The organism is Streptomyces sp. NPDC002817, from assembly GCF_053592055.1.
Window position 1 is genome coordinate 1 of sequence record NZ_JBSFUY010000003.1, and the last position, 13,681, is coordinate 13,681.

The 13,681-nt window shown below is 71.5% G+C and carries 9 protein-coding genes, 1 tRNA gene and 1 riboswitch; of the genes, 4 read left to right on the forward strand and 6 right to left on the reverse strand.

The genetic code is table 11. From position 1 onward, the window contains the following. Positions 1-448: 448 nt before the first annotated feature. Complete coding sequence (locus ACWD3I_RS05935) at positions 449-2,548, reverse strand: asparagine synthase-related protein (RefSeq protein ID WP_365412369.1); 2,100 nt, start codon at positions 2,546-2,548, stop codon at positions 449-451. A 683-nt stretch (positions 2,549-3,231) separates the two neighbouring features. Here ACWD3I_RS05935 and ACWD3I_RS05940 point away from each other — a divergent pair. From ACWD3I_RS05940 to ACWD3I_RS05955, 4 genes are all read left to right on the forward strand, one after another. Further along, positions 3,232-4,656, forward strand: a complete 1,425-nt coding sequence (locus ACWD3I_RS05940) for an MFS transporter (RefSeq protein WP_266890456.1) — start codon at positions 3,232-3,234, stop codon at positions 4,654-4,656. 53 nt (positions 4,657-4,709) lie between these two features. Next, positions 4,710-5,951, forward strand: coding sequence for an L-2-hydroxyglutarate oxidase (lhgO, locus tag ACWD3I_RS05945; protein WP_451084037.1), 1,242 nt, complete (start codon positions 4,710-4,712; stop codon positions 5,949-5,951). Between the two features lie 215 nt (positions 5,952-6,166). Continuing rightward, entirely contained in the window at positions 6,167-6,979 is an 813-nt protein-coding gene (gene trmB, locus ACWD3I_RS05950; protein WP_365408997.1) for a tRNA (guanosine(46)-N7)-methyltransferase TrmB, read from the forward strand. A 111-nt stretch (positions 6,980-7,090) separates the two neighbouring features. After that, positions 7,091-8,401 carry a PrsW family intramembrane metalloprotease gene (locus ACWD3I_RS05955; protein WP_365408994.1) on the forward strand — a complete coding sequence of 437 codons (1,311 nt, stop codon included), beginning with the start codon at positions 7,091-7,093 and terminating at the stop codon, positions 8,399-8,401. Between the two features lie 36 nt (positions 8,402-8,437). Here the strand turns inward: ACWD3I_RS05955 and ACWD3I_RS05960 are convergent, their stop codons facing one another. The 5 genes from ACWD3I_RS05960 to ACWD3I_RS05980 form a co-directional block, all read right to left on the reverse strand. Continuing rightward, entirely contained in the window at positions 8,438-9,385 is a 948-nt protein-coding gene (locus ACWD3I_RS05960; RefSeq protein ID WP_365408991.1) for an aldo/keto reductase, read from the reverse strand. Between the two features lie 156 nt (positions 9,386-9,541). Next, on the reverse strand, positions 9,542-10,594 hold the full coding sequence (locus tag ACWD3I_RS05965) for a M23 family metallopeptidase (RefSeq protein ID WP_365408988.1): 1,053 nt from the start codon (positions 10,592-10,594) through the stop codon (positions 9,542-9,544). Positions 10,595-10,605: 11 nt separating this feature from the next. Further along, positions 10,606-10,763, reverse strand: a riboswitch (cyclic di-AMP (ydaO/yuaA leader). A gap of 244 nt (positions 10,764-11,007) precedes the next feature. After that, positions 11,008-12,093, reverse strand: coding sequence for a PP2C family protein-serine/threonine phosphatase (locus tag ACWD3I_RS05970; protein WP_365408985.1), 1,086 nt, complete (start codon positions 12,091-12,093; stop codon positions 11,008-11,010). A 107-nt stretch (positions 12,094-12,200) separates the two neighbouring features. Continuing rightward, positions 12,201-12,274: transfer RNA gene (locus tag ACWD3I_RS05975), tRNA-Met, on the reverse strand. A gap of 75 nt (positions 12,275-12,349) precedes the next feature. Beyond that, positions 12,350-13,573, reverse strand: coding sequence for an alginate lyase family protein (locus ACWD3I_RS05980; RefSeq protein ID WP_451084038.1), 1,224 nt, complete (start codon positions 13,571-13,573; stop codon positions 12,350-12,352). Between the last annotated feature and the right edge of the window lie 108 nt (positions 13,574-13,681).

Consider the following 13,681-nt stretch of genomic DNA (forward strand, 5'->3'; position numbering starts at 1 on the left):
GCATCGTCTCCTGCCCCCTGTGGCGCCCTGACTCAGGCACATCGCCTGAGCCGACGTACATCTACGGAGGCGTCGGCCGGAAACCGTAGCGCGCGGACCCCCGCTGTCGGCCCCGAAAGGACCTCGTCCTCAAACGCCGGACGGGCTGAGTTGCACGGACCGGCGTCGAGAGGCGAAGCCCCCAGCGGGTGGGCGGGGGATCGGGACGGCGCGCCCTCGTCCTCGCACGCCGGACGGGCTGAAGGACACAGACCCGCACGGTGAGGCGAAGCCCCCAGCGGGTGGGCGGGGGTTCGGGACGGTGCGTTCTCGTCCTCGTACGCCGGACGGGCTGAAGGACACAGACCCGCACGGTGAGACGAAGCCCCCAGCGGGTGGGCGGGGGATCGGGACGGTGCGTTCTCGTCCTCGTACGCCGGACTGGTCGGCCGGCATCGAGCCGCTCGCCCTAGCCCCTCCGTGCCGTAGCCCCCGCGCCCAATGCCCCCCTCTGGGGTGTGATCCCCGCCGGTACCGCGCGTGCGCGTGCCGGGGTTCCTGTCCAGCAGGTGCCGCGGCGGGCCAGTAGGCGGCGGAGCCAGAGTTCCAGGGAGACCAGGTCTGCCAAGCCGTCCAGGGGGAGGGGTTCGCCCTCTGCCGCCGCGCGGAGCGCCTTGCGGACGACCCTTGCCTCCACCAGGCCCGCCTCGGCGAGCAGGGGCGTGCCGAACAGGGACATCAGGGAGTCCGCCGCCACGCGAAGGCCGGTGCGGGCGGCCACCGCCGCCGAGGCGTGGGACGGTGCGCCCCAGCCGGGCGGGAGGTCGGTGATGCCCGCGCCCTGGAGGACCGTGCGCAAGATCGCGGCGCGCGCGCCCGGTTGGACCCGCAACGCCTCCGGGAGGGCCCGGCAGGCTCGGACGACCTGGTTGTCGAGGAACGGGGCGTGCAGGCGTTGGAAGCGGATCTCGGCGGCCTGCTCCAGGATGCGCACATCGGCGGCGGTCCTCGCCAGTGCCGCACGCGCGCGGTAGTCGCCGGGACGTTGGCCCGGGCCGACCCCGGAGCGGCTCGTCGCACCCTGGAGGCGAACCGATACTTCAGCGAGCGCCTCCCCCGTCAGCCAGCGTGCCGCGGGGCCGGGTCTGGCCCAGGCGAGGGCGGCCAGTGACGCCCCGACGGCACCCCCCGGCTCGTCGAAGCGGCGGGCCATCAGCCGGTCGGCGAGGACCTCCAGGCCCGTCCGGTACGGCGTACGGGCGAGTCGGCGTGCCGCTCCGTACACGCGCGCGGGGACCATCACCGAGCCGTCCGCCTTCGCCAGCGCCGCCACCGGGCGGACCAGATGGCGTCGCTTGCGGTCCATCAGGAGGTCGGCCAGGCGGGCCGGGTGCGCGTCCAGGACCTGACGGGCGCCGTATCCCGTGAAGTGGTCCGCGCTGCCCGCCGCCAGGCGCGCGCGGTGGCGGGCCGCCGTCACCAGGGACGGGCTCGGCTCGTCGGTCAGCGGGCCGTCCAGGTCGGCGTACGGCAGTGTCTCCTCGCCGCCGGCCACCACCACGTGGTGCAGCCGCGGGTTGGCGGCCAGCGAGCCCGCCCGCTCCACCTCGGCCTCCCGGCCGCGCACCGCCAGGTCGTTGAAGGTGACCGCCAGCAGTCGCTCGCCCGCTCCCGTGCCGTGCCCCAGCACCGTCCCCGGCATGCCCGGCAGGCCGGCGGCCAGCAGCGCCAGCGTTCCCGACGCCGGCCCGCCCGACAGGTCCGCCCCGATTCCCGGGACCGGCATCCCGCGCGCGGCACGACGTTCGGCGGGGCCCATCCCCGGGACCGGGCCCGGGTCTATGTCGGCGCCGGGCACGTGCCGAGGCGCCGACAGACGCGCGCGTACCGCCTCCACCAGCGCGTCCCGCACCGCGTCCACCGCGCTGTCCGGGTCGGCCGAGGGTGCCGCCACCGCGAGGGAGGCGACCGCCTCGTACCCGGCGATCTCGCGCGCCCCGTTGCGCAGGATCAGCGCATGCCCCGGCGGAATGCGCCGTACGCCGTCGTACGGAGTGGAGTCGTGCAGCGCGGCCGGGACGTCGGGGGCCGCCAGGAGGGCCGCCAGATGTCCGAAGTCGAGGTTGGCCTCGATGAGGTCGGCCAGCGGAAGCGCCGCCGTCGCATAGGCGGTGCCGCCGGCCCAGGGGGTGTAGAACACCGGACGGGCGCCCGCGAGATCGCCGCAGACGGTGATCCGGCGGCCCACCTGGACGACGGCCGTGTAACTGCCGGACCAGGCCGTCAGATGCCGAAGGGCGCCTCCGCGCGCGGCGAAGAGACCGACCCGCAACTGTTCGTCCGTCGCCCCGCAGGTACCGAGGACGGCGATTCGATTCTGCGCGTCGGCCTTGACCACCCGCACCTCGTCGGGACGCCAGTCACCGACCGCCCACAGCGGATCAGGGTCGCCCCATAGCAAGTGGGAACCCACCGGATGCACGGTCTCGCCGTCGCCTCCGGTCGCCCCCGCGGAGCCGGTCACGGCTGCTCCCGCTGCGGTGCTGCTCCACCCCACCAACCACCGCATCGACGCCTCCACAGGCTGTGGACAACCAGTGCACCGTACGAACCGGTTCCCCATGCTGCCATGAAGGAGGCGCACCGGAGAGGCGGTGGCGCCGCTTGAGCTCCGTCGAATGCGCCCCTGTACACATACCCGTGAAGAAGCGAACGCCCGTACAGGGCAAGGCGACTGCGGCGCGAATGCGCCCCCGATACGCTCCCCCAAGACGCCCTTCGCGCCGTCAATTTCCATGGTAGGAGCGGTAATTGCCCTGGAGATGCGGGGTCTATTTTCAGCCAAGTTGGCGGAGCGGGGACAGGCTCGCGCACGCTCCGTACAGGCTCTGCGCACCGCATCGGTAACGCGCAGTCCGGGGAACGGAGTTCGCCCCCCGGACCGTTCCGCCACCCGCGGGGATGGAGGTGGCGGAATCCCCCAGCCCACTGGATCCAGTACAGCGGGCCGACCCACGCACGATCCATGGAACCGCTCCCCCGATGGCCGGAGAAGAGCGCACACACGGGCGCACGGCCACACAACGGGGGCACGCCGCGACGGTGCGTAGGGAGCCCGTACGTGCGTACGGACCACAATCCCGCCATCCGGAACAATGCCTCTTAACGCATGGGATGCGGCGAACTACGCTGGGTTTACGAATGCCGCGTGGTTATGCCAGCGCGGCAGCCGTCTGTGTCGAGGGGTGGCTCATGTCCAGGGAGCAACGCGGGCCGAACGAAAAACTCGGCGCCGTTCTCGCCCTCGCGGGAATCAGCAACGCAGGGCTCGCGCGACGCGTCAACGATCTTGGCTCTCAACGCGGGTTGACTCTTCGCTACGACAAGACCTCGGTGGCGCGCTGGGTGTCCAAGGGCATGGTGCCGCAGGGCGCCGCGCCGCACCTCATCGCCGCCGCGATCGGCCAGAAGCTCGGCCGCCCGGTACCGCTCCACGAGATCGGTCTGGCGGACGCGGATCCCGCGCCCGAAGTGGGCCTCGCCTTCCCCAGGGACGTCGGACAGGCCGTCCGCTCGGCGACGGAACTGTACCGGCTCGACCTCGCCGGCCGCCGCTCGGGCGCCGGTGGCATCTGGCAGTCGCTGGCCGGATCGTTCGCAGTAAGCGCATACGCAACGCCTGCCTCACGGTGGCTGATAACCCCGGCCGACAGTTCGGTCGCCCGCGAGATGAACTCCGCAGAGGCCTCGGGCGCACCGCTCAAAGTCGGCCACAGCGATGTGCAGAAGCTGCGGGAGGCCGCCGAGGACGCCAGGCGCTGGGACTCCAAGTACGGAGGCGGCGACTGGCGTTCGTCCATGGTGCCGGAGTGCTTACGGGTGGAGGCGGCACCGCTGCTGCTCGGCTCGTACTCCGACGAGGTGGGCCGGGCGTTGTTCGGCGCCTCCGCCGAACTGACCCGTCTCGCGGGCTGGATGGCCTTCGACACCGGTCAGCAGGAGGCCGCGCAGAGGTACTACATCCAGGCGCTGCGACTGGCCCGCGCGGCAGCCGACGTACCCCTCGGTGGGTATGTGCTGGCGTCGATGTCCCTGCAGGCGACCTACCGCGGGTTCGGCGACGAGGGCGTGGATCTCGCGCAGGCCGCGCTGGAGCGGAACCGGGGCCTGGCGACCGCCCGCACCATGAGCTTCTTCCGGCTCGTCGAGGCGCGTGCGCACGCGCGTGCGGGTGACGCGCAGGCGGCGGGGGCGGCGCTGAAGGCGGCGGAGGGGTGGCTGGAGCGGTCCCGGGACGGGGACCAGGATCCCTCGTGGCTGGGCTTCTACTCCTACGACCGGTTCGCCGCGGACGCCGCGGAGTGCTACCGCGATCTGAAGGCGCCTCGCCAGGTGCGGCGCTTCACCGAACAGGCCCTGTCGAAGCCGACGGAGGAGTTCGTCCGGTCGCACGGGCTGCGGCTGGTCGTCTCCGCGGTCGCGGAACTGGAGTCGGGCAATCTCGACGCGGCGTGCGAACAGGGGGTGCGGGCGGTGGAGGTCGCGGGGCGTATCTCGTCGGCTCGCACCACCGAGTACGTCAAGGACCTGCTCCATCGGCTGGAGCCGTACGGTGACGAGCCGCGCGTGGTGGAGCTGCGGGAGCGCGCACGGCCTTTGCTGATGGCTCCGGCCTAGGTAGGAGTGGGTCCGCCCGCATCCCCGCGTTTGAAGGCACTGTCAGTGGCGCAGTGCACTATCTAAAGCGGGAGGTGGTGCAGGTGCGGGCGGAGGTCGCTTACGACTGTGACGTGCTCGTCATCGGGGGCGGGATCGTCGGGTTGTCGACCGCGTATGCGATCACTCGGGCCGCGCCGGGGACGCGCGTGACCGTGCTGGAGAAGGAGCAGGGGCCGGCCCGGCATCAGACCGGGCGGAACAGCGGGGTCATCCACAGCGGGATCTACTACCGGCCGGGGTCGCTGAAGGCGCGGTACGCCGTCAGGGGCGCGGCCGAGATGGTGAAGTTCTGCGCGGAGTACGGGATCGCGCACGCCGTCACCGGCAAGCTGATCGTCGCCACCGAGCAGGCGGAGCTGCCCCGGCTGCACGCACTGGTCCAGCGGGGGCGGGAGAACGGGATTCCGGTGCGCGAGCTGGGGCCCGCGCAGATCACGGAGTACGAGCCGGAGGTGCGTGGCCTCGCGGCCATACACGTCGGGACGACCGGGATCTGCGACTTCGTGGGGGTCGCCCGGCAGCTGGCGGACGCCTCGGGGGCGGACATCCGGTACGGCGCCCGGGTCGTCCGCATCGACCGGCGGCCGGAGCTCGGGGTGGCCGTGCGGACGGCCGACGGGGACATCGTGCGGGCGCGGGCGCTGGTGAACTGCGCCGGGCTGCACTGCGACGAGGTGGCGCGGCTGACCGGGGACGATCCCGGGATGCGGATCGTGCCGTTCCGGGGTGAGTACTTCACGCTGGCGCGCCCCGAGCTGGTGAAGGGGCTGGTGTATCCGGTGCCCGATCCGGCGTTCCCGTTCCTCGGCGTGCATCTCACGCGCGGGATCGACGGCGGCGTCCACATCGGGCCCAACGCGGTGCCGGCGCTGGCCCGGGAGGGGTACGGGTGGGGGGTCGTACGTCCTCGGGAGCTGGCTGCGACGCTGGCCTGGCCGGGGTCGTGGCGGATAGCGCGGCGGCACTGGCGGTACGGGGCGGGTGAGCTGCGGCGGTCGGTGTCCAGGGCGGCGTTCGCGGATGCGGTGCGCAGGCTGCTGCCGGCGGTCGAGGACAGTGATCTGGTGCCGTCGGCCGCGGGGGTGCGGGCGCAGGCGGTGCTGCGGGACGGGACGCTTGTCGACGACTTCCTGATCAAGGAGGGGCCGCGGACCGTGCATGTGCTGAACGCGCCCTCTCCGGCTGCGACCGCCTCGCTGCCGATCGGGCGGGAGGTGGCGAGGAGGGCGTTGGCTGCGCTGGGGGCCGTGTGACGGTGCGGGGTGGTCGCGGTGCGGGGGTTCTCGCCCCCGCCGCCCCTACCCGTCCTATCCCCAGGGGCTCCGCCCCTTCGACCCCACTGGGGCTCCGCCCCAGACCCCGATCGACCCGAGAGGGCCTCGTCCTCAGACGCCGGACGGGCTGAGATTGCCTGGACCGGCGTCCCTCGGGATGTGCTCGCCCTCGTCCCCGTAAAATCGACCTCACTGTGTCTGACTCCCGCAACGCTCCCGACGCGTCCCAGTCCGCCCACACCCCCGGTGTGCCCGTCCGGCACACCCGGTCCAAGGGCGAGCCCCGCTTTCCCGACGGGCCCAAAGCCGATCCTGCCGGGTCGCACTTCGAGCGGCGGATCCGGAGTTTTCAGCCGCGGCGCAGTCGGGTGACGGCGGGGCAGGCCGACGCGTTGCAGCGGCTGTGGCCCAAGTGGGGGCTGGACATCGACGGGCAGCAGGTCTTCGACCTGGCCGAACTGTTCGGGAACGACAACCCCGTCGTGCTCGAGATCGGGTTCGGGATGGGCGAGGCCACCGTGCGGATGGCGGGTTCCGACCCCGGCACCAACATCCTCGCCGTCGACGTGCACACCCCCGGTCAGGGCAACCTGCTCAACCTCGCCGACCAGAGCGGGCTCTCCAACGTCCGCGTCGGCAACGGCGACGCCATCATCCTGCTGCGCGAGATGCTGGCCCCGGACTCGTTGGACGGGCTGCGCGTCTACTTCCCCGACCCCTGGCCCAAGAAGCGGCACCACAAGCGGCGGCTGATCCAGCCGGAGTTCCTCGGCCTCGCCGCGACCCGGCTGAAGCCGGGGGCCGTGGTGCACTGTGCCACCGACTGGGAGCCGTACGCCGAACAGATGCTCGAGGTGCTCACGGCGCACCCGGACTTCGAGAACACACAGGCCGACGGCGGTTTTGCGCCGCGTCCGGACTACCGTCCGCTGACCCGTTTCGAGGGCCAGGGACTGGAAAAGGGACATGTCGTGAACGACCTGTTGTTCCGCCGCGTACAGCGGTAAGGACAGCAGTAAGGGCGGGAGCAGGAACCGCACGACGACCACCCCCCACCGGCGCCCGAGACCACCTCGCCCACCTGCGGGCGGCGCCCCTGACTCGTTAGGGTCAATGCCGTGGCCACCTTTCCCCCGTACCCGACGCAGCCCACCGGTCCCCCCGGCGGCGGTGCGCTCCGGCACGCGCACTGGTGGCAGCGCAAGTGGGTCCGCTACGGCGCGCTCATCACCCTGCTGGCGCTCTCCGGGCTCGTCATCCTCGCCCTGGTGCGCGAACAGACCGGCACCGAGGGCTTCCTGGTCGGGCTCGGGCTCGCGATCCTGCCCGTGCCGCTGCTGATAGCCGCCTTCCGCTGGCTCGACCGGGTCGAGCCGGGCCCCTGGCGCAATCTGCTGTTCGCGTTCTCCTGGGGCGCCTGCGCGGCGGCGCTGATAGCGATCGTCGCCAACAGCTTCGCGACCAGATGGATAGCGACGGCGACCGCGGATCCGTCCAGCGCCGACACCCTCGGCGCGACCGTGATAGCGCCCGTCGTCGAGGAGACCGCCAAGGCCGCGGCCGTTCTGCTCGTCTTCCTCTTCCGCAGACGGGACTTCACCGGGATCGTCGACGGCGTGGTGATAGCCGGGGTCACCGCCACCGGTTTCGCCTTCACCGAGAACATCCTCTATCTCGGCACCGCCTTCGGCACCGACCAGCTCAGCGGCGACAGCGGCATCGCCTCCGTCACCGCGGCCACGTTCTTCGTCCGCGTCATCATGTCGCCGTTCGCGCACCCGCTGTTCACGGTCCTCACCGGCATCGGCTTCGGCATCGCGGCACTGTCGGCGGACCGCCATCACCTACGGCGCGTGCTGCTGCCGCTCTCCGGCCTGCTGCTCGCGATGGGTATGCACGCCGTCTGGAACGGCTCCTCGACCTTCGGCGAGTACGGCTTCTTCGCCGTGTACGCGGCCTTCATGGTCCCCGCGTTCGGCCTGCTGACCTGGCTCGTCATCTGGACCCGCCAGCGCGAACTGCGCACCGTGCGCGAGGAACTGCCCGCCTACGCCGTCGCCGGCTGGCTCACCCCCGCCGAACCCTTCGCCCTCGGCTCGATGCGGGCCCGCCGGATCGCCCGCCAGTACGCCCGCGCCCACGCCGGGAAGCGGGCGGCGCGGGCGGTGGCGCAGTACGAGGCGTACGCGACGTCCTTGGCGTTCCTCCGTCACCGGGGGCGCCGCGGCCGGGCCGGCGCCGACTTCGTCGTACGGGAGCGAGAACTGCTGCACGAGTTGTGGGTACGTCGGGAGGCGGCGCGCCCGGCCCTGGACCACGCGGCCCGGATGACGGCACCACCGATCCCGGTCATGATCCCGCCGACACACTGGCCCGTGCACGGGTACCCGGCGGTGCAGTATCCGAGCTACAACCCGTACCAAACGTAAGGCCCGAGACCGAAACGCACCGCCGGACCGCGAAGACTAGGCCGACGCCTCCGTCAGCCGCGTGACCTCGTCCTCCGTCAGCCGGACCTCCGCCACCTTCACCAGCGCCGGAAGCTGCTCCGCCGTCCGTGCGGACGCGATGGGTGCCGCCACGGTCGGCTGGGACGCCAGCCACGCCAGGGCCACGGTCGCCACCGGCACCCGGTGGGCCTCGGCGATGTCGTCGAGGGCGGCGAGGACCTTGCGGCCGCGCTCCGTCTCCAGGTGCTTGCCGGCGCCGGCGGCGGCGCGGGCGCCCTCCACCACCTCACCGTCGCGGTACTTGCCGGTGAGGAACCCGGAGGCCAGCGCGAAGTACGGGACGGCGGCCAGTCCGGTCCGTTCGGCCAGGTCCTGGAGCTCGCCCTCGTACGTCTCGCGCGAGACCAGGTTGTAGTGCGGCTGGAGCGCCACGTACCGGGCCAGTCCCTCGCGCTCGGAGAAGGCGAGGGACGCCTCCAGGCGCTCGGCGGAGATGTTGGACGCGGCGATGTGCCGCACCTTGCCCGCCTTCACCAGCTCGTCGAGCGCGCCGATGATCTCCTCGACCGGCACTTCCACCTTGTCGAAGTGGGTGTAGTAGAGGTCTATGTGGTCGGTGCCGAGGCGGCGCAGGGAGGCGTCCGCGGCCGCCTTGATGTTCGCGGCCGTCAGGCCCGGGAAGTCGGGGTGCTGGCTGACCTTCGTGGCGATCACGATGTCGTCGCGGTTGCCGCGCGCCTTGACCCACTTGCCGATGATGGTCTCGGACTCACCGCCGACGTTGCCGTCGATCCACGCGGAGTACGAGTCCGCCGTGTCGACGAAGTTGCCGCCCGCGGCCGCGTAGGCGTCGAGTACGGCGAAGGACTGCGTCTCGTCGGCGGTCCAGCCGAAGACGTTGCCGCCGAGGGAGAGCGGGAAGACCTCGAGGTCGGACGTGCCCAGCTTGCGAAGAGAAGTCATGTACGAGGTCAACGCCGATGCGGAGACCGCTCTTCCGGAACAGCCGCAAAGTTCCCGTAAACAAGCGGAGGCAGGCGTTCCAGAACTGGTGACACAAAAACCGGCGGCCCTGACGTCGGGGGGTGTGCGTCAGGGCCGCCGGTGGATCAAGAACCCTCAGGGGGTGAGCCCCTTGCTCCGCAGCCACGCCATCGGGTCGATCCCGGTGGACGCACCGCCCGAGTGGACCTCGAGGTGCAGATGCGCGCCCGTGACGTTGCCGGTCGCACCCACGCGCCCGATCACATCACCGGTGTTGACCTTCTGGCCGACGCTGACGCTGATCGACGACTGGTGGGCGAACCACAGCTCGGTGCCGTCGTCGAGGGTCAGGACGGTCTTGTAGCCGTACGAACCGTCCCAGCCGGCCTGCGTGATGGTGCCGCTGTGGATCGCCTTGATGAGCGTGCCCGTGGGAGCGGCGAAGTCGAGGCCCGTGTGGTACCCGGAGGACCACAGGGAGCCGGCCTGACCGAAGGTCGAGGTGATCGTGTACGAGGAGGTCGGCAGCGTGTACTGCTTCGCCAGCTCGGCGAGACGCTTTGCCTCGGCGGCCTTCTCGGCGTCCGCCTCCGCCTTCTTCTTCGCCTCGGCGGCGTCGTCCGCGGCCTTCTTCAGCGCGGCGGCCTCGGCCTTGGCGGCCTCGTCGGCGGCGGCGGTCTGGGTGGCGAGCTGCGTCTTGTTGTCGACCTGCGTCTGCTGGCTCTCGGCCTGCGCCATGATCCGGTTGCGCAGCGTCTCGCCGGCGTCGGAGACGGTGGTCTCGGCCTTGTCCGCGACGGCCGTGGTGGTGGCGGCCGTGGGGGCCGCGGCGAGGTCGCTGAGCGCGGTGGCCGAACCCTGCGGCGCCTCCTCCTCGCCCGACACGAACGGAAGGTCGGGCATCGAGATGGAGACCGGCGGCTTGCCGGTGTTGGCGCTGGCCATGCCGGCCCCGCCGACGGCGGCTATGACACCGACGCCCAGGACGGTGGAGCTGCGGGCGAATCCCCCGCTGCGCTGCTTGGCGACCCGGTGCTTGCCGCGTGCCGGTCGGATGGACTCCTCGGTGGGATTCCACTCCTCGCGCGGGCCCTCGTCGTGGTGGTAGCTGCCGTAGCCGAAGACATCGGTGGTGCTGCGCTGGCTCGGCACGTACGGGGCCTCGGGGGCAGGCCGGTTTGACGCCACGTGGGCGTGCTCCTTTCCTTCCTTCTCGCCTACCGGGTTAGCTGACGGGTTCGGAGCAGGAAGGTCTCCTACGCGCGTATACCGGCCGTGAGTTCACGGCGGCATTCGCGCGATTCACCCCAGGGTGGTGGTTCCCCGGCTCCCTTGCGGGATTAAGCGCGTGAGCACGGAGCCGTCTCTTGTGACGGCTGGGACGACCGCGCTGCGTTATCGAACGTTAATAGACCCGGACCATGGATTCCAAGCTGTTCCGCTTGATCATTAACCTTTTTCCGCTGGACGTACGGGTCCATGAGCGGTGAAAAACGGGCGAGTTGACCGCGCTCCAGTAAACTCACAGGTATTGACTGTATGTCAGTTGTTATGCGGAGGGCGCTCGCCCGATCACCCCACGTGATAAAGCCCCCCTGAGGTCACGGCCGTCGTACGGCGAGCAGCGCCATGTCGTCCGTCATGCCGCCCCCCGTGTGCCGGCGCACCTCCATGGCGAGCGCGGACAGCAGCGCCCCGGGGACTCGGAAGGCGCGTCCCGCGAGCCGCGCCGCCGGATCGTAGAACTCCCCGTACCGGTCCCGCGCCTCGGACAGCCCGTCGGTGTACAGCAACAGCGTGGCCCCGCCCGGGAAGGCCGCCTCCTCCGCGCGGTCGGGCCAGCTCCCCAGCTCGCCCATGCCCAGCGGCAACGCGGGCTCGGCGGCGGGCAGCGCCCGCACGGTGCCGTCGGGGCACAGCAGCAACGGCGGCGGATGGCCGCGGTTGAGGACCCGTACGACCCCGTCGCCGTGCGGCAGTTCGGCAAGAACGACGGTGGTGAACCCCTCGATGGCGTCGTGCCCCTCGCGCCGCCTGCCCTCGCGCGCCAGCGCCCGCTCCAGCCGCCGCGCGACCGCCTCCAGCGTCGGCTCCTGCTCGGCGGCCTCCCGGAACGCCCCGATGACGACGGCGACCGCGGCCACCGCCCCCATGCCCTTCCCGCGCACGTCCCCCACCACCAGCCGCACCCCGTACGGACTGTCCTGCACCGCGTACAGGTCCCCGCCGATGAAGGCGTCCTTCTGCGCCGCCTCGTACCGCACCGCGATGTCGAACCCGCCGATCCGGTCGTCGGGCTCGGGCAGCACCGCCCGCTGGGCGGCCTCGGCGATCTGGCGCTGGGAGGCGAGCCGCTGGTCGCCGCGGAGCACGACCCGGTTGAGGACGGCGGCCAGCACGGCGACCACCGCCACGGTGAGCGCCTCGGTGAGGGTGTCGGCGTCCAGCCGGAAGCCGAACCGCATATGGACGGCGAAGGCGGCGATCAGGGCCACCGCCCCGGTGACGACGATGCCGAGCAGCGGATAGAGGGGCGCGGCGACCAGGGGGGCGGCGGTGAAGAAGGGGATCGCGGTGAAGTCCCGAGGGGTCAGGACGTCGTAGAGGACGCCACCGACGATCAGCAGGGCGGGCAACGCCCGCAAGAGGGCGGAGATACGCCGCCCCGCCACCGCCTCCTGATCCACATGCCCAGGTTTCCCGGACCGGCACCGGGCGGCGAGCCGTGTGGCCCGACCGGGGGAAACACTCAGGGCCGGAGTCCAGTGACTGGACTCCGGCCCTGAGCCGTGAGTAGCGGGGACAGGATTTGAACCTGCGACCTCTGGGTTATGAGCCCAGCGAGCTACCGAGCTGCTCCACCCCGCGTCGGTGAAACCAGCATACGTCATCCGCGGGACGCTCAGCACCACGGTTTGTTCTCGGCGCCGCTGACCTGCGTTTTCAGCCGGCGGAGTTGCCCGCGTGGGTCAGGGTCTCCCAGGACACGAAGAGATTGTCGGTACCGGCGGGCCGGGTCTCCTCGGCGAGCTTGTGGGCGGCCGGGACGGAGACGTCGAGGCGGTTCTCCAGGTGGTTGAGGGCGACCTCCAGGTCCGGTCCCATGTTCCGGTCCACCTTCCCGCCGCACAGCCACGCGGGCGCGGGCTCGCCGGCCTGGTACCGGGCGTGGAAGGCGAGCGCCGACTTCAGCCGGTCCTTGACCTCGCCGTACAGGTCGACACCCTGGTGCCAGGCGGTCTCGGCGATGTGAGCGGTGGCGGCGATGGAGTAGCCGACGTGCTTGAAGTTGCGGCAGGTCTCCTGGGAGACGCCGTCCTGGTACGTCTTCTGCCCGAACCAGTACGTCGTCAGTTTCGTCGGCGTGTTCACCCCCGACCCGGCCGGGGTGAGCGGCACCCGCCCGTCCTTCTCCAGGTAGAAGTAGGCGGGGACGCGCTCCCGGAAGCGCTGGAGCGCATGGTCGAAGGCCTTGTGGTCGTCGAGGAAGACGGCCATGCCGATGGCCGCGTCGGTCATGACGAGGTCCCAGTTGCCGTTGTAGTCGGGGACCTTGCGGGTGACGGCGGGCAGATACGCGCTCCGCAGCATGTCCTGGAACCGCGCGACCCGGTCCTGCGGCCACCCCGCGCCCGCACTGTGCCGCACGATCTCCGCGGCCCGCGCCCAGGTCGCCCCGGCCCACCCGGTCTGGAGCCCCGCGTCCTCCTCGGTGTGCTTCCGCATCCTCGCCGACCAGGCGTCCATGATCTCCCGCGCCTTGACGGCATGCTGCTGCTTGCCGGTGACACGGAAGAGGAGCGCCTGTGTATAGGCGGCGATCGCGTCCTCACGCTCCTCGACGCACCCGTGCGCGGGCCGGTCGGCGTGCTCCCCACCGGGACAGTCCACGCTCGCGTACGGCTCGGCCCGGTACTTGTACGCCCCGTACTTGCTGTCCCTCATGTCGAGGTAGGCCTTCAGCCACGGCTGCTTCCCCGCGGTGACCTTCTCCCGTACGGCATTCAGCTGGGCGTCGCTCACCAGCACACCGGGGTGGGTGAACGCCGCGTCGGGGGGCAGTGCACGGGCCATGGTGCGGGTACCGGAGTCGGTGGTCCCACAGGCGGTGGCGAGAAGGGGGGCGAGCAGAAGCGCGACGGCGGCACGGAATCGGGCTGACCTCATGGTGGCAGCGTCGCCCTCCGGGGAGCGGCGCGCAGGAAATGTTGGGCTGATCGGTCCGTCACCCGGCGTCCGAGCGGGCCTCGTCCTCCGTCGCCGGACGGCTCGGTG

Bases quoted from the DNA above. Each gene is read 5' to 3' on its own strand.
- ACWD3I_RS05935 (WP_365412369.1), bottom strand. From the start codon at position 2,548: ATGCGGTGGTTGGTGGGGTGGAGCAGCACCGCAGCGGGAGCAGCCGTG.
- ACWD3I_RS05940 (WP_266890456.1), top strand. From the start codon at position 3,232: ATGTCCAGGGAGCAACGCGGGCCGAACGAAAAACTCGGCGCCGTTCTC.
- ACWD3I_RS05960 (WP_365408991.1), bottom strand. From the start codon at position 9,385: ATGACTTCTCTTCGCAAGCTGGGCACGTCCGACCTCGAGGTCTTCCCG.
- ACWD3I_RS05980 (WP_451084038.1), bottom strand. From the start codon at position 13,573: ATGAGGTCAGCCCGATTCCGTGCCGCCGTCGCGCTTCTGCTCGCCCCC.